We start from the raw sequence: 19,082 nt of genomic DNA, 5'->3' as shown, positions 1-19,082 counted from the left end.
CGCGAGATGTACGGCATTATAAACGAGCCACTGACTAAACGCTTGCTTTGATCACCCTGTTCCGCCCCTGCGCTTTGGCTTGATAGAGTGCAGTATCCACGCTTCGGAATAATTGATGAAAGGGGATTTTACCGTCGCTGGTGCCTACACCCAAGCTAATGGTCACGTGCAATTGCGGGAATTGGTCAAAGTTGGCAGCTGCGATTAAGGCGCGCATTTTTTCTGCGATAGCAAATGCGCCCTCCGAATGCGTATCAGGCAATACCAGCACGAATTCTTCACCTCCCCAGCGGGCCACTTGATCACTTTGGCGCGTATGGGATTTTATTAATTCTGTCACTCGCTTGAGCACCAAATCGCCACCATCGTGCCCTAATGAATCATTAATTTTTTTAAAATGATCAATATCCACTATCACCATAGACACCAGGCGTGCGCTATCCATTGGAAAATATTGTTCGATATATTCAGAAAGCCCCTGACGATTCAACAAGCCGGTTAGTGGGTCAACCATCGACAGCTTTTTATATTTGTCTGTCTCCTGCGCGAGCAGTGAATTTTGATTTGCCAACCGCTCAAGGCGCTGATGTTCAAGGCGAATTTCTTTAGTGAGCTTCGCCAGACTGATACCACCCCCGAACATAATGGCACTTAACCAAAATACCAATATCCCCAAATACCAATCCTCACGCGACACCCATTCGCCAACAAACTCGAGCTTGTTGAGCTTAAAACCGTGCTTCCCAACCGGACCGGGATAGCTGACATCAATTCCAAATGCAATAACATGGTCAAAACGTGGCAATGAATGTTCACGCGGTGCCTTGTATTGGGTGACCCACCATTCAGCCACTGAGAACTCCGATAAACTCAGCACCAAACTCTCATCAACGTAGTTGATCGGCACATGTACATTATTAAACTTGGATGTCTGCATATCGTTGATATCAGAAAATCCGGGTTCATAATTGCGCAGATAAAATCGCAGGCGCTGATCATTGCCAACATAATCCAAATCAATATTGATTGTTTTATAGCTGCTCAAATTGATTCCCTCGGAGCCTTGCCCTCCACCGAGATAAACATTAAACCCACAGCCATGGGCTTTGCCATCATTCTCGATATTGCACTCCCAGGCGAGGCCGTCAAAATCGGTCCAATACACCATAGGCTCTCCTGCCGAATTCATATCGGCATAGATGTAATGGGGAATATTGGCGGAAGGAACGACCAGCATTTTTTTCGCTGGCAACAACTCATAGGCATACATCACTGCCACAGTAATCAGGCAGCAGAGGAAAAGTTTATAGAAACCACTTTGGCGAAGTCTGGAATTCTGCATTGGCTATATATAGTCCAGATCGGAATAACTGCCAATGAGCAGATCGTCAAAACACGGTATGATGCAATTCAATTTTGCCACTTTTATAGCAACACCAAGATTCTCCTACAGTAGCGGTATTGGTAGTTATGACCCAAGATAAACCCACAACCAACCAGACAACACGACTGGTAAAACTTCATCAAACCCGACTTCTTCTGGTCAAAGGGCCGGATGCCAGTAAGTTTCTCCAAGGCCAGGTCACTTGTGACTTGCGCGAGCTAAGTGCACCCGTCACGCGCACAGGCGCGCAATGCAATCCCAAAGGGCGAATACTGCTCAGCTTCCGCGCCCTGCAACTGGATGCAGAGACCATCGCCCTGCGCATACCCGCGTCCATGCTGAACAAAGCCAAGAGCTCGCTCGGTAAATATATCGTCTTCTCCAAAGCAAAATTGCACGATGACAGCGGCTACCATTTGTATGGAATCCATGGTGATAGCGCACAACACACCGCCAAAACCATTTTTACTACACTGCCCACCGATAATGATGGCTGGGCAGAAAAAGACGGTAACTTCCTGATTCAACTAGCGCAGGATCGTTTTGAATGCTGGATAAAGTCTGCCGATGCAGCTGCATTTGAACAGCAACTCGCTAACCTCACGGTTAACGGAGACCTGAATGATTGGGAGCTGCTGAATATTCGAGCAGGTGTTGCCGATATTTATCCCGAAACCATCGAGCTGTTTACCCCACAGGAAATCAATTACCAATTGATCAACGGTATTAACTTCCGCAAAGGCTGCTACACCGGTCAAGAAATTGTGGCGCGCCTGCATTATCGCGGCAAATTAAAACGGCATATGTACCGCTTTAAACTTAGCGGCAATCAACTCCCCGCACCCGGCACCGCGCTGGTAAACGCAACAACCCGCAATGCCTGCGGGCACTTGGTCACTGCTGCATTTACATCCAGCAACCAGATCGAAATTCTAGCCTCATTGCTGGATGAGCAATTGGATCAGGTAACTCTGGAAACCAGCACGGAAATTTTAAAACAGCTACCACTTCCCTATGCTATACCTACAGCAGATGAAACCACCGAATAGCGCTGTAATAGGATCACTAATGAACCCCATTGCTGAAAAAGTTCGCACCGAAATTATCACCGCGATCAACAATGACCAACTCGTTCTCCCCACTCTGCCCGAAGTCGCATTAAAAGTACGGGAAGTCGCCGACGATCCGGATGCTGACATCGATAAACTAAATCAGGTCATCAGTGGCGACGCAGCACTCAGCGCCCGCATTATCCGCGTAGCCAACAGCCCGCTCTTGCGCGCCAGCCGCGCCATAGAAGATCTACGCACCGCGCTAATGCGCCTCGGTATCCAATACACCTGCAATATCGCTACTGGCCTCGCTATGGAACAAATGTTCCAAGCTACCTCTGACCTTGTCGATATGCGCATGCGCGAAGTCTGGAGCCGCTCCAGCGAAGTCGCCGGCATCAGCCACGTGTTGTGCAAACATTACACGCGCCTGCGGCCAGACCAGGCAACCCTCGCCGGCCTCGTCCATAAGATTGGTGTGCTGCCCATTCTCACCTATGCTGAAGACCATCCCGCACTCCTCAAAGACAGCTTCACCCTCGACGCCGTCATCGAGGAATTACACGGCCCGATTGGCGACCTTATTTTAAAAACCTGGGGCTTCCCCGAAGAGCTCGCGCACATCCCCACGCAACACATCAACTTTGCCCGTCAAAGCCCCAAAGCCGATTACGGCGATATAGTCACTGTCGCCATGCTGCAAAGTTACCTCGGCACCGATTCACCCATGGCAAAAATAGATTGCTCCCAAGTAAAAGCCTTCGAACGTCTGGGGCTCGACCCGGAAATGCAAATTGCTGAATCAGAAGATTTGAGTGCAGAAATGGAAGCGGCTATGTCGCTGTTGCTTTAGGGGGATTGCGAATGCCATGGTGCGGGATAATTGCGAGTGGCGATTGAACTAAATTTGCGTTGTAGGTATTGATTTTTTAACACAGTCGCTTGTTATGCGCTTTCAGTCTGTGATTTTAAGTTCTATTTTAGCTCCCTCAGGGAGCTCTGCAATTTGATATGCAAGATCACCAGAAAAACGAATTTGCTCTATTTGAGAAATGGTACGAATATTACTAATTCCATATTCACCGCCTAAAGTTCCTGGAACGGCCAAGTGATATTTACGGCCCTCTTCTAAAACTCCATATTTCTCTGTTGCTTCGCCAGCTAACGAAGACATATACCAGTCAGCCAAGAAATCTTGGTTTTTAGATAAAGAGTCAAGCTGCTCTTGATTTTCAGCAACCACCTTGCAATAAAGGTCTTCGGGGCATAAGCGCCAATACTTCCCCAATACGTCACGAATTATTAGATTCCCAAAATCGTTTTGACCAATTATTTCTGCCGGCTTAATTCCGACCCAGCCCCAACTTTCTTCAATAATTTTTATCACGCTCATCTCCTGTGACGGATGGGTAAATGATAGGCAGGATCAATGACACAAAAAAGGCGGCCTTTTGGCCGCCTTGAAGTTATTGCATTAATACATTTATAAAATTTCCCGATCAGTCATCCGCTTTCACAATCGCCTGAATCAGATTGGGGTATAGCTGCGCACCAGAGGCGCGGTCGAACAACGCCATACCGCCGTTGCCGCCGAAACCGTTGTCCCAATACACTGGAACCAAACCGCGCGTGTACGCGGACTTAGTGATGTACTCATTCCAATAGTTGCGATAGGTTTCGTGATCCGCAACATTCGTGCGCGATACCACGCCGTATTCGCCGAGGATTACGCCGATGCCTTTATCCACAAAATTCACTTTCATTTTTTGGAATTGCGCATCGGTATATGACTCGTTTGCCCAAGTTTCAGTGGCGCTTGGGTTAGTGGCGATTGAGCCCCATTGGGTGATATTGCTGCTGGTGTTCAGTGTGAAGTTGTAAGGATCGTAATAATGCACTTCCATCATCAAACGATTGCTTACGATATCGGTTGGGATTTTTGCAAAATTTACGGTGTGGTCGATATTGGTATTGAAGCCCTGCACGACCAAATGACGCGTTGCATTTTTTCCACCGGTTGCACGTACAGCCGTTACGAAGGTTTGGTTGAAGCTATTTTGCACTGTGTAATATTCGGCAGTGGGCGTACCGTAATCACCGTCCACCATCACTTCATTGGTACCTGCAAATAATAAGCGATCATCGTAATTGCTGAAACGAGTGGCGATTTGTGTCCACATAATTTTCAACCGGTTATTCACATAGGCTTGTTGCGCATAGGTGGGTTGCATCCAACCATTATCCCAATGAATATTCATCACCACATACATGTCGGCATTCAGTGCGTAATTCACGACTTGTTCAACGCGATCCATCCACGCACTTTGAATGACAAAATTGGATTCGTCCGAAAATTTACTCCAGGCAACAGGCAAGCGAATTGTTTTAAAACCTGCAGCTTTAACGGAATTAATTAATTGCTGTGTAATTAGTGGGTTGCCCCAATTGGTTTCACCGCCGATTGCATCAAGCGAGTTACCAACGTTCCAACCTATTCCCATGCGTTTTGTCAGCTCAACACTGGTAATACCACCTGAGCTTACTGAACTCGACGAGCGCGAACTGGTGCTGGAGGAACTTCTCGGGCAGAGTGACGGGCCAACCTGCGCACAGTATGCATCGCTCCAGGTTGTGTAAGGGCAATCGGGCCAGCTATTGCCTTGGGGGCAGCTTAATGAAGAACTGCTTGAGGAGCGACTGGAAGAAATACTGGAACGAATACTTGACGAGCTCAGCGAAGAAATAGATGAACTTGATGGAACACAAGCCCCGCCTGTTACACCGAAAGGTGAAGGCTGGCTGGTACAGGTTGCGCGTGAAATACAGCTTTTATTGTTCTCATATCCCCAACCGCTCTGGGTATTCACACACAACGGATAGAGCGTGCCGTACCAGTTGCACTGCTGAACACCGGTACAAGCTGATGTCGATGAGCTGCTGCTAACGGACGAAGGTATAAGACTTGATGACGATGAACGGCTTGAAGGAGCAGTCGAAGAAGAGCTGGATCTGCTGGTTGTTACAGACGAAGTGCTGTAACTATTGGTGCAAATGGAACCATACACAATGGGTGCTTCAATTGAGCCGTTACCATTAACTTGCACACCGATTGAAATGGTTTGGCCTGGCTGGATGCTAGCATTCCAACTCAAATTGGTAGCAGTGTAAGGATTGCTGCCAGTAACAGCGGCATTCCAACTACCGGTAACGCGGTTATTGACATAATTCCAATTCACGCTCCAACCATTGATTACCGTTGATCTTATATTGGTAATTTCGATACTCGCCGTTGCACCACTTCCCCATGAGTTATTCACTACATATTTACAGTTGGCGATTGGCGCGATGGAACTTAACGCGAGTGAACCATGCGATGCGAATAGGCCTGCGCTTAGTAGCACAGCCGTTGCCATTTTTTTGAGCCGCGACATATTCATAAAGTATTTCTCCTATCGTTATTGTGAGTTATCAGAGCGAAAAGAGGATCTACCTTGGACTAGTTACAGCGGTCGCTATACAACATCTTCGAGGGGGAAATATCGAGAAAGAGCTTGTGACCAAAATAGTCAGGAGGACTACATACTAATCACTAATGCGATAAATAAGACTTGAAAAGCCAGACCTACAGATGCTTTTGATGACACAAAATTGATTATGCGATGTAATTCACAAATGGAACTATGTTCATATATAAAAATATAATGCCTTATTATTTACTGGATAAAAAGCGACTCTGGATACATGCCCCCACGGCCGGTAAGTTATTTTTTGGTGAGAATTACAACTCATGAGGAAGGAAAAATCGCTAATGAAAATAGCAAAATACGCTTGTCGAAAAACGTAAAACTGCAGCACAAAAAACGTAAAATCACGCCAAAATCCATCATTTTATATGTTAATTATCTTTCATACTTAATAAAGCGGCATTAAACTAACAAACATAGTCACATAGACTATTTAAAGGCTTGATCGCAAAGCTACTGATAATAAAGCAAGCATTCGGCAAAAAAATTGGCGTTTACATTTTAGCGTCCACGTCACTGCTCCCAGTACAGACGCCGCTGATAAAACCCAATCATTTCTCTCAATACCTACCGTTGTGATCCTCAGGATCCGGTATTTGGTCGCATCACTTCCCCAGTTTTTCAACAGTTGGGGAACGTGCATCTCTACGTCAAAAAAACATAACTAGCGGGAACTAAAAATGAAAAAACTTTTTTGCAAATCGCAATTGCAGCTCGTTAAATCCTGTACACATTCGCTGATAGCTGCCGGTGTAATATTGGCGCTGGCACCCCAGGCTTGGGCGGCAGAAAGCAGTTGGATTTTTGAAGAAAGTGCAGTGGGATTTTGTGGCAACTCTGGCGTGATCGACACCAAACATGCCGGCTACACAGGTACAGGTTTTATCGATACAGAAAATGTGATTGGCGCATCCATCACCTGGAGCATCAGCGCTGCCAGCACAAAAACCTACGCAGCAAAAATTCGCTTCGGCAACGGTGGCACAGGGGCAAGACGTGCAAACTTTCTGGTAAATGGTAACCAGGTTAAAACGCTGGATTTCCCATCCAATAGCAATTGGGCGCAGTGGCAGACCGTTAATGTAGATGTCCCACTCAACGCGGGAACCAACAGCATTAAACTCGTTGCAACAACGGCGAATGGCTTGGCGAATATCGATAATATCAGCGTGACCGGCGACGGCATAACACCAGCAGCCTGCCCTGCTACACCCACCACTGCCGATTGCAACAGCATTACCAACCAACCAACCTTACGCGTCGCTGCAGATGGCTCCGGCCAATACAAAACAGTGCAAGCCGCGTTAAATACTTTGTCCAATTCCAACACCACGCCGACACAAATTCGCATCAAGCCGGGTACCTATCGCGAGAAATTATTGATCACAAAACCGTTTGTAACTTTTTGTGGTGAAACAGGAAAAACAACATCGACGATTCTTACCTACAACGATGGCGCCAGCACATTAAAAGCCGACGGCACTGCGATTGGCACATCCGGCAGCGCGAGCGTCACGCTCAAAGCCAACGATGTCTCCATGGAAAATATCACCATCGAAAATTCATTCGGTGTTGGTTCGCAGGCAGTTGCTTTATTAGCCCAAGGTCAACGCTTACAGTTCCGCAATTGCCGTTTGCTCGGCAATCAGGACACGCTCTATACCCACAGCGGCACGCAGTATTACCGCAATTGCCACATCCAGGGCACTGTCGATTTTATTTTTGGTGCAGCGACAGCAGTGTTTGATAACAACACGATTCACAGCGTTGGCGGCGGTTCAGCATTAACTGCACCGAGCACCGAGCAAACTGTTCCTCATGGTTTGGTTTTTCTGGGCGGAAAAGTGACTGCAACCTCGAGTGTGGCCAAAGGCTCTGTTGCACTGGGTCGCAATTGGAGACCTTACGGTGCGGCTACCTATATCCGTACTGAACTGGGTCAACACATCTCTGCAGTCGGCTGGGTGAATATGAGTGAAAACACACTCGATACTGCGCGCTTTTCTGAATACTTAACCACTGGTGCAGGTGCAAATACATCGGCACGCGCACCGCAATCCAAACAATTAACCGCAGCACAAGCAGCGACTTATACCATCAGCAATATTTTTGGTGCATGGACACCCAGTTACAGTAAATAAAACCTGTTTCAATAAATAGAAAAGACGTTTTAACCACTACTTAAAAATGAATAACTATTCTGAGGACATTATGAAAAGTTCATCAATAATTTTTACTAAATACGCAAAGACATCGTTTGCGATAAGCGCATTGGCTTATGTAATAGCATCACCCACCTGGGCCGCATGCACCTACAAAGTCACCAACAATTGGGGCTCAGGCTTTACCGGAGAAATTACCGTCACCAACGACACTACCTCCACCGTGAATGGGTGGTCAGTATCCTGGCAAGAATCTGGCGTGAGTGTAACCAATGCGTGGAATGCGACGCTGAGTGGAGCAAATCCCTACACTGCAAGTGCATTGGGTTGGAACGCAATGCTTGCACCTAAGGCATCGGCTAGTTTTGGTTTTCAAGCAAACGGCACAGCGGGCGCACCTAAAGTGAGTGGCAGTTTGTGTGGTGCAACTACATCATCAATAGCTAGCAGTAAAACGAGCACGAGTGTTGTGAGCTCCAGTATCGCAAGCTCACGCGCTGTTAGCTCAAGTAAAGCGAGCGTAACTAGCAGTTCAAAATCATCAAGCTCTGCTGCAACATCCAGTGTTCCGAAATCGAACAGCAGCTCAAGCCTGCCCACAACATCATCATTCACTATTCAAGAAGAACAAGCCGGATTCTGCCGTGTCGATGGTATCGCCACCGAAAATACCAATACTGGTTATACCGGCAATGGTTATACCAATAGCAACAACGCGCAGGGTTCTGCAATTGTATGGGCCGTTGATGCAACCACCAGCAGCCGTCACACATTAACCTTCCGTTTTGCTAACGGTGGAACAACAAACAGAAATGGCTCACTGTTAATTAACGGCGGTAGCAACGGCAATTACACTGTGCAATTACCTGCAACCGGCAGCTGGACAACTTGGCAAACCGCGAGCATCGAAATTGATTTGGTGCAAGGTAATAATAATGTGCAGTTATCATCACTCACTGCGGATGGTTTGGCCAATATCGATTCATTAAAAATTGAAGGCGCACAAACCAAAGCTGGTGCGTGTAGCAATGTTGCAAGCAGCAGTTCTTCGTCGGTTTCTTCAGTCGCTAAGTCCACCTCAAGTTCATCCAGTAGTTCTCTATCAAACACGGGAACTTTGCTGACACTCGACGGTAATCCTGCTGCAAGCTGGTTGACAAAATCACGAACCAAGTGGAATGCAAGCAGAGCCGATATTGTTCTCTCTTATCAACAAACCAACGGCGGTTGGCCAAAAAATCTGGATTACAACAGCGTGAGCGCCGGTAGCGGCGGCAGCGACAGCGGTACTATCGATAACGGCGCAACCATTACCGAAATGGTATACCTAGCTGAAATTTACAAAACTGGCAGCAACACCAAGTACCGCGATGCAGTGCGTAGAGCCGCTAACTTTTTGGTCAGTTCACAATACAGCACCGGTGCATTGCCGCAATTTTATCCGTTAAAAGGCGGCTATGCAGACCATGCAACCTTTAACGATAACGGCATGGCTTACGCTCTCACCGTGTTGGATTTTGCTGCAAACAAACGCGCGCCTTTTGATACGGATGTATTTAATGATACAGATCGTGCAAAATTTAAAACTGCTGTAAGCAAAGGCACTGCGTATATTCTCAAAGCACAATGGAAACAAAATGGGGTATTAACTGTGTGGTGCGCTCAACATGGTGCGACGGATTATCTGCCGAAAAAAGCACGCGCCTATGAATTGGAATCACTCAGTGGTAGTGAATCAGTGGGCGTGCTTGCATTCCTGATGACCCAACCACAAACTGCTGAAATTGAAAAAGCAGTAAGGGCGGGCGTTGCCTGGTTCAATAGCCCCAATACTTATCTTGATGGCTACACCTATGATTCATCGCTGGCGGCGACAAACCCTATCGTTAAAAAAGCAGGCAGCAAAATGTGGTATCGCTTTTACGATTTAAATACCAACCGCGGATTTTTCAGCGATCGCGACGGCAGCAAATTCTATGACATTACCCAAATGTCGGAAGAGCGCCGCACAGGTTATAGCTGGGGCGGGTCTTACGGGAATTCGATTATTCCATTCGCGCAAAAGGTGGGATATCTATAAAAAATATATTGATCATTAAAGTAGCAACCTGCTAAAGGAACATCGGTAGGTATGCAGAAAAATGCCAGAAAGTTTTCTGGCATTTTTTTTGCCTGATTACACTCAAAAACGATATTCTACTCCGCGAGACATATGTAACAGACCGAAAAATTATTACTTCCGCGAGAAACCTTATGGACAAACATCATCGACAACCCCAACTTGATAAGAAGTTTTTGGGTGTGATCTCGCACCAGAACCCATTAATAAAATTCATGCTGTGGATTGGCAATCGCGAATTCGCCGTTTTAATTGCCCTATTCTTCGTTTTGGTATCGCTGTGGGGATTTGTCGCCCTGACCGAGATCGCGCTAGAAAATCATCCACATGAATTTGATCGCGCACTGCTACTCAGTATGCGCAATGCCGCCGATGTGAGTGACCCCATCGGCCCGGGCTGGGCGGAAGAAATCGGGCGAGATTTTACGGCACTTGGTGGCAATGCCGTTTTAATACTGCTCACTATCGCCGTCATTGGTTATCTTTTGCTAGACCGAAAACCGCGCATGATACTAGTAGTCCTCATCGCAACACTTGGCGCACTGGGAGCTAATAATCTTCTAAAAAAAGCCATTGATCGCGACCGCCCCGATCTGGTTCCGCACGGCAGCCATGTCTACACCGCCAGCTTTCCCAGTGGCCATTCCATGCTGGCGGCAAGTACCTATCTCACGCTCGGTGCCCTTCTGGCGCAATTACAGCGTCGCAAAATCATCAAAGCCTATATTTTAATGATATGCATCACCATCACCTTGCTGGTGGGTACAAGCAGGGTATATCTGGGAGTGCACTGGCCTACTGATGTGCTCGCAGGCTGGGCCGCAGGTGCCGGCTGGGCAGTGTGCTGCTGGTTATTGGCTCGTTGGTTGCAGGCAAATGACGGGCAAATAAACACTGCAAATATTGACCATACTGGCATTTAGTAAACCACTATCGCGGCAGTAACACCGTATCCGTAATCCAAAAAATGAATATTTATAGCTATCGGAGGTGTGCCAACTAACGGAAAAAAATACAAGGATCATGTAAAAACGAACAGATTAGTGAATGGATGATACAACTGAGGAATATGTGAAGGTGACGATTATCAATACTGCCTTGTTAATCCTGAATGCTAATAGCCGCAACGGAGGCACTGCTGATATGCAGGAAGGCCTGCAGTTGCTCAAAAGTGCAGACATTACTATCATTCAAAAAAACTCTGGTAGTGCCAAAGAAACTGCGCAATTAATTCAGGATCATTGCGACCAAATACAATTAGTGATTCTCGGTGGAGGTGATGGCACTGTCAGTTCAGCAGCGGAAGCACTCTACAAACATAAGTTGCCATTCGCCATATTACCCTTGGGCACTGCAAATGATTTGGCGCGCTCGCTGGGAATTTCCAGTAACCTACCTGACGCATTCCAAACCATCCTCAATAATTACCGCAGCAAGATTAATTTGGGGGTTATTAATGGGCATTATTTTTTAAATGCCGCGCACATCGGGCTAGGCGTTACTGTCACGCATGAATTAACACCAGAAGTTAAAAAGAAATGGGGCGTGTTGAGTTATTTGAAAGCAGCCTTTGCAGCGTTTAAAAATAATCAATCATTTCGCGTGACGATAACTGCAAATGGTGAGTCACATCAGATGCGCTCCATCCAACTCGCAATCGGTAATGGCCGTTATTACGGTGGTGGAAATGTGATTGATGAAAAGTCTGAAATTGATGATGGATTACTCTGCTTGTATAGCCTCCCACCCTCAACCTTGTGGGAGTTATTAACACAAGCTCCTTTGTTGCGGTACGGCAAACACAGCCAGATGAAAAAAACATTTACCATTTCAGGTAAACGTATTGAAATCAAAACAAAACACCCTAAAGAAATTCATGCAGATGGAGAACCCGTCACTAAAACGCCAGCAATATTCGAAGTGATCCCACAGGCGTTGGAAGTGATTAGACCAATACCTACTTAAACCACAGCTCAAGTTTGCCAAGGAGCACAGAATGTTTCGTTTACTTTCGGATACCGAAGTTGCCCTAAATGAGTTATTTGTAGCTTGCCGCGAAAGTATTGATCACTATCATGATGCCGCTGAACTGGTTGGACAATCAGAGATTGCAAAACACTTTTTGGACATTGCCAATAGCAGGAAATTATTTTTAAACCGTTTGGCATCTGCAATAAGAGAGCTTGGGGATTTACCCTCAGTTCCCGACCCGGATAAAGAAGCAGGTGAAATGATGCTACATCATTTAAGTGCTGCACTCTCATCTGATTATACAAACGAAGCCTTAGCGCAGCGCATTAAGACTGAAGAACATATTCTGGCGTTAGTTAATGCAGCACGCAAAACTGAGCCGAATCAGTCTTGTACTGGATTATTGAATGACTTAACGAGCCATATTGAAGATGCAATTAATACGCTTACCAAAGCTGTTTAAACTTGTCGGTGCTTCGATATTGAAAGTCACAAAATCGACTGTTCTAAAAGCTCACGTAAAAAAGCGCGCTGCGCTGCAGGTGTTTGTTCATTCTTATACGGCAAAAGCGTCCAGACTTCAGTCGCGGACATAGATTCATGTGGTTTGAGGGTTTTGTAAGGTGCATGCACTTCAAGCTCCAACAACCCTTCATCCGGTCTTTGGGTTAAAAACTCCTGGTAAAGTTCAATTTGCCCTTGCTCAGGATGAATCGCACTTTTTGGTTGCAGAGCAAACTGGATAATTAACAATTGTTCACCGCGAAATGCAGCCATCCAACCCTGCGCAGGCTGGATGAAAACCTTGCCTTTACGCCCTTCGTGTGTGCTGGGTGAAAAATTTTCCAACGCAAAAAATCCCTCGCTGAAAGTGTATTCAAGTGACCCATAAGTCGCATCAGTAAAGTGTTGGATGCGCACATCTTGCATGCTTGTAATAGGCACATACACATTCGTTGTGTGTGGTACGCGAGTATTAAACCAAATATCCCAAGCAACGTTTGAATCACGAATGTTTTTTGCATTCACATCCAGCCGAATTTGATTTTGTTTACCACCTACAAGGGAAAATGTTTTTTGCAGCGCGACACCCGATATAGGACTATTAGGGCTTTGCATAATGACTCGCTGCGCGTTTTTTTCTTGCAGCGTATTTTTAGCAAGAATTAAAAAGGGATCAGGCGGCCACACCGCTTTTGCAGCAGCACGCTGGGGATTAAGCAGTTGATGCACCCACCATTGGCTCTGCGGGCCCACCCAGGTTTCATGCCCCAAATAACCTATATTGTAGGATTCAGGTGTCACCACAGGATTTGGATCGCTAACCACCGCCGCGCCAACAAGTAAAAAATTGGGCTGATCGAGAAGGCTCGCTGATAAAATTCGCCCGCCGATATCAGGAGTAATTTCAATAGCGACAGAGCTATTGCTAAGCGGAATTCGCGTCACTTCTGCCTGCGCAGATAATGCAGAAGAAAAAAACATAAGCAAAAAAATCCTTACCAAAAAGATATGGGGTGCGGGCATAATTGATCTCTCACTAGGTATTTTTTGTATGTTTTTTGCAACATGCAACAACATCTACGCTGGATGTTGTATGCACCAAATAGATTTATAGAACTATTGTTTTTGGGTCAACAAACGGAAAATCACAGCAAAGGCTTAGAGTTCAGTATTTGCAACAATTGTTGCAGGTGTACCGAGGACTCATATCCTAAAGGGGTTAAGTAACCGCCATCCACTTGGGTTGTTAATTGTTTTTCAAAAAGACGGCGGGTCGCAGCGATAATATCAGCAGAAGCATCCGAGTGAACCTTTAATCCTGACTGACTGGTACTGGTATCAAACATACGCAACACTTGCATTTCGGCAACTAATTCGGGCGATATTGGCATGGTTATTCTCCGTTATTATTGAAACTTGCTTATTGGTTTCTGGTCTGCAAATCAGTAAAAGTGGATTTCATTTACCCTGAATGAGTCAGTTATAAATAGCATAGCCCTTGCGTATCGCCAAATATTTCGCTGAAAAAGCGGTGATTTCATATAAAAATCGACTATTCAATTCGGTCATTGTGAATTTTGATCACCATGCAGGCAAAAAAAATCCCGCAAGTGTATGCGGGAATTTTTAACCAAGACTCTATCACTCGTCAGCCCACTGGCAATACTTATGTATTGAAAGACATGTATTGTTATGGGCGGTTCGCTTTCATGAATCCGGCGAACCCTGTTGAAATTATTTTTGTTGATTCACTTTTGACAAATAACGCAGCAAAAATAATTTTTGGAAAATGCTGGGGGTGCGAATTAACAAAAAGCCGACCCACCGTATGGAGGGTCGGGAAGTTCACGGTTTTTCAGGGATAGCTATTGGAGTCTGGCAAGCGGCGGGAGCTGTAGTAAAACCGCTCCGCCCGCCCGAATCCATTGTGGGAAAAAGTCGTCCTTAACCGGGGCATCTCTCCAAATGCCTGTCCATGCTCACTCTCACTCATTTACTTAGCACCGATTAATTCAGCGGTGGGTAAGCATTATTGATCAGCACCTGGAAGCCTTCTTTGAACCAGCGCCCCGCTACCGGAGCATTAGCCATGGAGCCAGTGGTGGTGCCAGCAGCATTGGTGTAGGTTGGATCGCAATTGCGGTCAAAACCTTTAGCTGGATCTTGTGGATCAAAGGATAACTCCTTGGACGCAGCACCATCAGATTCACCTGGCGGTTTCACCCACACATAAGCATCAATACCTGCAACTGGTGCAGTTTGCGGACGCTCGCCTACCCCACCAGCTTGGTTACACCAATTACCACGGTGCGCACGACGATCAATACGCGATTGGTCGATGAAGGTATCAAGTACAGTGCTGGTAGATACGGCGGTTGGACGGTTTGGACCACCCCAACCGTTACGTGATGTGTCTACCAACATACCAATAGTTGAAGGGAAACCAGCTGCAATCATCGCGGTACGCCAGGCTTGCACAAAGGAAACTTCGCTGAAATGCGGGTTCCACTCGTAAAATTTCGCTTGACGGGTTTGAGTGCCACCACCAGTACCGAATGAACCATTTGCCAATGAATCCAGGAAGGGTTCGTACAGCGGTGTATAGCCTGAGGTGTTAGAAACAAAACCAGCAATTGAATTTACACCACCAGTTGCACCTTTAATCGCATTGCCAATCAAGGTTACAGCCTTGCCAAAGTTATCAGTCCAACCCAACCAGCCTGAGTGTCCAATGTCCACATAGCTGTATACGTTAGTGATGGGGTACAGCTTGCTCAAGGTGTAACGGGTATTAGCCACGTAACCATGAGTTGGGTCGGTTGCTTCCTGACATGCTGGTGTGCTCAAGTTGGTAACCAGGTTTGGCAATGAGTCCGGCTCAATAATCGCAATAATGCGCAGTGAAGCGTATTTAGGATCAGAGAAAATCCCTGCAATTACATCAACATACTCAGTACGGTAGCGTGCGCTCCCTTCTGGAGTTTGCTTTAACTCACCATTTGATGCCAGTGCATGACAGTCACGGTTTGGTAGGTCATAAACCACAACTTTAATCACATTAGCGTTTTGCGCCAATGCGGCATCAAGGTGATCACGCAAGCCGTAGCTGCCATCGGTCGGAGCAATAGCGCCGATACGATCCATCCATACAGCGGTGCTGTATCCGGCGATCTTCGAACCGTTAGTCTCAGCTTGTGCTTTGGCTGACCAGATTGGGTCTACATACCAACGTGCATCCACGAATGGGTTATCCAAGCGCACGCCAGGTGTCACACTCGATACGGACGAACTTGAGCGTGAGCTAGGTGCGATAGAAGAGCTTGTGCTCGGAACCGAGCTGGATGTGGTAGCGACGCTGGAGCTGCTCGGAGCCACTGATGAACGTGAACTCGGTGCTATTGAGCTAGTGGTAGCGACGGACGAGCTACTAGGAGCAACCGATGAACGCGAACTTGGCGCGACAGAACTGGTAGTCGCAACAGATGAGCTGCTTGGAATCACAGACGAGCGAGAGCTCGAACTGGGCGCGATGCTGGAAGACCCGCCCACTACGTTGATACATGTAGAGCGGGAAATACAGCTCTTGTTGTTTTCCCAACCCCAACCACTTTGGGTGTTGACACACAGTGGATACAAAGTGCCGTACCAATTACATTGTTGTCCGCCGTTGTTAATCACACTTGAGCTTGAGCTACTAAGGATCGGTGTTGAACTGCGAGAAGAACTGGTTGTTGGTATGCTGGATGGTGCGGATGAGCTGGTCACTGTGCCAGAACAAATACTGCCTGTCACACTTGGGATCTCAGCAGCACCGCCACGTTTATCCACCTGAAAACCAAAACTGACGCTCTGGCCTGGCGGTAAACTACCATTCCAACCCATGTCAGATGCGCTGTAGGGATTGGTGCCGCTTAGGCGTACGTTCCATGAGCTGGTGACACGGTTGGTCGCATATTGCCAACCCACAGTCCAGCCATTTACAGCGGTTGTGCTGCTATTAGTAACTATGATTTCGCCGGTAAGCCCGGTATTCCATTCGTTAGTAATTTTATACGTGCAACCGGCTGCAGCACCCTGGCTGACGGCAGCCAGTCCAAGGCTCAGCAATGCAGCCAAGCCGTAAGTTTTTCTTAGGGAAGTTGTCATTCAAGTTCTCCTGGAGTCCAGTGAGGAAGACCATAAGGCTTCGTTATTATTTCGCGCCTGATACCGCTGACGCTGATTTATCCCTACATTCCGGTAAGGCCGTCACGAACATGCCTGTGACATTATCGATCCATCAATATATTTGTTAGCGCAACCTTATTTTTATGTAGGTAAAGGCAACATACCAATCATCTAAAAAGACGATTACTAGGAATTTGACGCTACAGAAAAATGCGTTAGTTGTGTAAGACAGAAACAATACCAACAAAAAAATAAGCTGGTAAAACAATGAAATTGAATAATTATTGTAGTTTTTTAACGGATTTATACAAAAACACTACACAGGAAGAGTCATTACTGGAGAAGACAATGAAGTTATTATGATTTTATTTTCCACTGCTATCTGCGAATAATCTCTCATTGTGTACTTGTACCCTAGAAAAATAATACATTCAAGGTAGCGCTACCATTTAAGCGACAATATTTGCGATTGCGGTAGTCGACGAAAGAAATATTGCGCTCGCAATAAGTCCCCCTTAACACAAACTGCTATCACGGGAACTACCGGAGTGTCTGCATCAACTGCCTGATTTAGTGGGTCCTACACACGACAACGCGCATATCCCACAAGGTTGAATTTGTTTTCTTATAATTTTTAGATGTTTATAGAAGCTTTTTAGCTCCTAATGAGAACCAATACCGCTCGAAAAATGTTCTTAAAAGCAAGCTTTGACACGGTATTGTAAAAAAATGCAAATGGCAAGCGCTCATCCTCGAAATTTATATGACTTACCTGATCTAGCAAAAGGGTGCACATCAGGCTGCATTTTTTCATCGCACCTTCTTTTCCGAATCCACTCGCTCAAGAGCACTTTTTAACAAAGATAATTTCACCTATGAACAAAAAATTTGTTTTTGCGAGCTTATTATTGACTTTATTAAAAATGAAATGAATTTTCTTTGTTTTGTGAATTGATCGCGCTGTCAATTTGCTGTAACGTGGAATAATAAACATAAAAATAGATTCACCTATTAGAAAGATGTTTTTTAGTTATAAACACATAGCGCCAAACGGACAATTAAGGCGCCAAAATTATAAAGACCGTGATAAGAACGAGGGAAATAAGTGCTGTATTCGCAAGAACTACACGCTTTTCTGCTTCACCATCCAGCTGTAATTAATTTGCGCGCGAGCGTTTATAAAGAGCTTTTCTGACCGCAAAAATTCATTATCAATTTTTCGTCACAGGATTTTATAGACAATTTGTTAGCGCAATCATAACAAGCAAAAAATAACAATTTACCCACAACAACCTGACTCAAAACAACAACAAAGGCGCGGACGACTATGAAGACCTTGATTGTTTATGCCCATCTCCTGGCTGCATGTGTAGCTATTGGCATTTTGCTTATTCAAGACCTGGCCCTGGCTAAATCCAAAGGTAGCCCCCTCTCGGCTACTGCCATCAAAGACCTCACCAAATCCGCAGAAATTATGTTTATTGCACTGGTCGTATTGTGGATTTCCGGTCTGGCACTGGTGCTGCTCGGCTATCTTGAAAACCCCCAGCAGTATTTGATGAATGAGAAGCTATGGGCCAAATTCACTGTCGTATCGGTACTAACACTCAATGGAGTTGCACTGCACTACTTCAGTTTTCCACGCGTGACCTCACGCCGCGGCCTGCTTGGCCTACCGACCTTTGAACAAATTTTGGTGACGCTGACTGGCGCACTCTCCTCTGTGTCCTGGCTATTTGCCTGCTACCTCGGTATTGCACGCCCCTGGAACTACACAGTGGACTATAGCTTTGTGATGTTCATCTATTCCGGCCTCTTGGTCGGCGCCTTTATCGTCGCAGGTGAAGTGCTGCGCGCCATGCGCAGAGCCGAGCCCGAACCACCCACGCTGACCGAGCAAATTCGGTTGAATGCCTCGCGCAAGTTTGATTAATCCTGTAACCCGATACTTTATGTATCGGGTTTCGGTCGTTATGACACGCTGTTGTGCAACAACAACTGACAATAACTGTTAACCGTTTGTTTTACCCGCTCCGCCTGTTTTACCCGTTCTGACAATAACGATTGTTGATGACCGTTACCGGTGCAAACCGGTATTTAACTCCGAGGAAGACACTATGAGTAGCTTTAAAGCCTCTGCGATCACCCCTCGCCAGGATGGAGCACTAACCCGCTCCCTCTGCGCGGTAGGGTTCTCCC

The 19,082-nt window shown here is 46.2% G+C and carries 14 protein-coding genes; 8 read left to right on the top strand and 6 right to left on the bottom strand.

Translation table 11 applies throughout. From position 1 onward, the window contains the following. Nucleotides 1-34 precede the first annotated feature (34 nt). Nucleotides 35-1,342: a GGDEF domain-containing protein gene (locus tag J2X05_RS04945; protein WP_310069516.1), complete on the bottom strand. Its 1,308-nt coding sequence runs from the start codon at nucleotides 1,340-1,342 to the stop codon at nucleotides 35-37. Nucleotides 1,343-1,470: 128 nt separating this feature from the next. Between J2X05_RS04945 and ygfZ the strand changes: the two genes are divergently transcribed. Together ygfZ and J2X05_RS04935 are read left to right on the top strand one after the other, a co-directional pair. Next, entirely contained in the window at nucleotides 1,471-2,433 is a 963-nt protein-coding gene (gene ygfZ / locus J2X05_RS04940) for a CAF17-like 4Fe-4S cluster assembly/insertion protein YgfZ (protein ID WP_310069513.1), read from the top strand. Between the two features lie 19 nt (nucleotides 2,434-2,452). Beyond that, nucleotides 2,453-3,289, top strand: a complete 837-nt coding sequence (locus J2X05_RS04935; protein ID WP_310069510.1) for an HDOD domain-containing protein — start codon at nucleotides 2,453-2,455, stop codon at nucleotides 3,287-3,289. 102 nt (nucleotides 3,290-3,391) lie between these two features. Here J2X05_RS04935 and J2X05_RS04930 read toward each other — a convergent pair whose 3' ends face one another. Together J2X05_RS04930 and J2X05_RS04925 are read right to left on the bottom strand one after the other, a co-directional pair. Further along, the gene (locus tag J2X05_RS04930; protein WP_310069507.1) at nucleotides 3,392-3,823 is read right to left on the bottom strand and encodes a T6SS immunity protein Tdi1 domain-containing protein; all 432 of its coding nucleotides are present in this window, start codon (nucleotides 3,821-3,823) and stop codon (nucleotides 3,392-3,394) included. A 112-nt stretch (nucleotides 3,824-3,935) separates the two neighbouring features. Further along, nucleotides 3,936-5,873, bottom strand: a complete 1,938-nt coding sequence (locus J2X05_RS04925; RefSeq protein WP_310069504.1) for a cellulase family glycosylhydrolase — start codon at nucleotides 5,871-5,873, stop codon at nucleotides 3,936-3,938. Nucleotides 5,874-6,640: 767 nt separating this feature from the next. Here J2X05_RS04925 and J2X05_RS04920 point away from each other — a divergent pair. From J2X05_RS04920 to J2X05_RS04900, 5 genes are all read left to right on the top strand, one after another. Next, on the top strand, nucleotides 6,641-8,101 hold the full coding sequence (locus J2X05_RS04920) for a pectinesterase family protein (protein ID WP_310069501.1): 1,461 nt from the start codon (nucleotides 6,641-6,643) through the stop codon (nucleotides 8,099-8,101). Nucleotides 8,102-8,171: 70 nt separating this feature from the next. After that, nucleotides 8,172-10,202 (top strand): pectate lyase, encoded by a 2,031-nt coding sequence (gene pelA / locus J2X05_RS04915; protein ID WP_310069499.1) that lies wholly within the window; start codon nucleotides 8,172-8,174, stop codon nucleotides 10,200-10,202. Between the two features lie 173 nt (nucleotides 10,203-10,375). Then, on the top strand, nucleotides 10,376-11,164 hold the full coding sequence (locus tag J2X05_RS04910; RefSeq protein WP_310069496.1) for a phosphatase PAP2 family protein: 789 nt from the start codon (nucleotides 10,376-10,378) through the stop codon (nucleotides 11,162-11,164). Nucleotides 11,165-11,288: 124 nt separating this feature from the next. After that, nucleotides 11,289-12,206: a lipid kinase gene (locus tag J2X05_RS04905; RefSeq protein WP_310069492.1), complete on the top strand. Its 918-nt coding sequence runs from the start codon at nucleotides 11,289-11,291 to the stop codon at nucleotides 12,204-12,206. 31 nt (nucleotides 12,207-12,237) lie between these two features. Continuing rightward, nucleotides 12,238-12,675, top strand: a complete 438-nt coding sequence (locus J2X05_RS04900) for a DUF2383 domain-containing protein (RefSeq protein WP_310069490.1) — start codon at nucleotides 12,238-12,240, stop codon at nucleotides 12,673-12,675. Nucleotides 12,676-12,701: 26 nt separating this feature from the next. Here the strand turns inward: J2X05_RS04900 and J2X05_RS04895 are convergent, their stop codons facing one another. From J2X05_RS04895 to J2X05_RS04885, 3 genes are all read right to left on the bottom strand, one after another. Beyond that, nucleotides 12,702-13,697: a DUF4380 domain-containing protein gene (locus J2X05_RS04895; protein ID WP_310069487.1), complete on the bottom strand. Its 996-nt coding sequence runs from the start codon at nucleotides 13,695-13,697 to the stop codon at nucleotides 12,702-12,704. Nucleotides 13,698-13,861: 164 nt separating this feature from the next. Next, a complete protein-coding gene (locus tag J2X05_RS04890; RefSeq protein ID WP_310069484.1) occupies nucleotides 13,862-14,107 on the bottom strand; it encodes a TIGR02647 family protein in 246 nt (81 codons plus the stop codon). A 616-nt stretch (nucleotides 14,108-14,723) separates the two neighbouring features. Continuing rightward, nucleotides 14,724-16,862, bottom strand: coding sequence for a glycoside hydrolase family 6 protein (locus J2X05_RS04885; RefSeq protein WP_310069481.1), 2,139 nt, complete (start codon nucleotides 16,860-16,862; stop codon nucleotides 14,724-14,726). A 1,348-nt stretch (nucleotides 16,863-18,210) separates the two neighbouring features. Here J2X05_RS04885 and J2X05_RS04880 point away from each other — a divergent pair. Beyond that, nucleotides 18,211-18,816, top strand: a complete 606-nt coding sequence (locus J2X05_RS04880; RefSeq protein WP_310069478.1) for a DUF2214 domain-containing protein — start codon at nucleotides 18,211-18,213, stop codon at nucleotides 18,814-18,816. Nucleotides 18,817-19,082: the final 266 nt, after the last annotated feature.

It is taken from the genome of Cellvibrio fibrivorans, assembly GCF_031457055.1.
GTDB classification, from domain to species: domain Bacteria; phylum Pseudomonadota; class Gammaproteobacteria; order Pseudomonadales; family Cellvibrionaceae; genus Cellvibrio; species Cellvibrio fibrivorans.
Note: the sequence above shows the minus strand (reverse complement) of the source record. Positions and strands in the feature narration are given on the sequence as shown.

Coding starts and splice junctions, on each gene's coding strand:
- J2X05_RS04945 (WP_310069516.1), bottom strand. CDS start 1,342: ATGCAGAATTCCAGACTTCGCCAAAGTGGTTTCTATAAACTTTTCCTC.
- ygfZ (WP_310069513.1), top strand. CDS start 1,471: ATGACCCAAGATAAACCCACAACCAACCAGACAACACGACTGGTAAAA.
- J2X05_RS04935 (WP_310069510.1), top strand. CDS start 2,453: ATGAACCCCATTGCTGAAAAAGTTCGCACCGAAATTATCACCGCGATC.
- J2X05_RS04925 (WP_310069504.1), bottom strand. CDS start 5,873: ATGAATATGTCGCGGCTCAAAAAAATGGCAACGGCTGTGCTACTAAGC.
- J2X05_RS04920 (WP_310069501.1), top strand. CDS start 6,641: ATGAAAAAACTTTTTTGCAAATCGCAATTGCAGCTCGTTAAATCCTGT.
- pelA (WP_310069499.1), top strand. CDS start 8,172: ATGAAAAGTTCATCAATAATTTTTACTAAATACGCAAAGACATCGTTT.
- J2X05_RS04910 (WP_310069496.1), top strand. CDS start 10,376: ATGGACAAACATCATCGACAACCCCAACTTGATAAGAAGTTTTTGGGT.
- J2X05_RS04905 (WP_310069492.1), top strand. CDS start 11,289: ATGGATGATACAACTGAGGAATATGTGAAGGTGACGATTATCAATACT.
- J2X05_RS04900 (WP_310069490.1), top strand. CDS start 12,238: ATGTTTCGTTTACTTTCGGATACCGAAGTTGCCCTAAATGAGTTATTT.
- J2X05_RS04895 (WP_310069487.1), bottom strand. CDS start 13,697: ATGTTTTTTTCTTCTGCATTATCTGCGCAGGCAGAAGTGACGCGAATT.
- J2X05_RS04890 (WP_310069484.1), bottom strand. CDS start 14,107: ATGCCAATATCGCCCGAATTAGTTGCCGAAATGCAAGTGTTGCGTATG.
- J2X05_RS04885 (WP_310069481.1), bottom strand. CDS start 16,862: ATGACAACTTCCCTAAGAAAAACTTACGGCTTGGCTGCATTGCTGAGC.
- J2X05_RS04880 (WP_310069478.1), top strand. CDS start 18,211: ATGAAGACCTTGATTGTTTATGCCCATCTCCTGGCTGCATGTGTAGCT.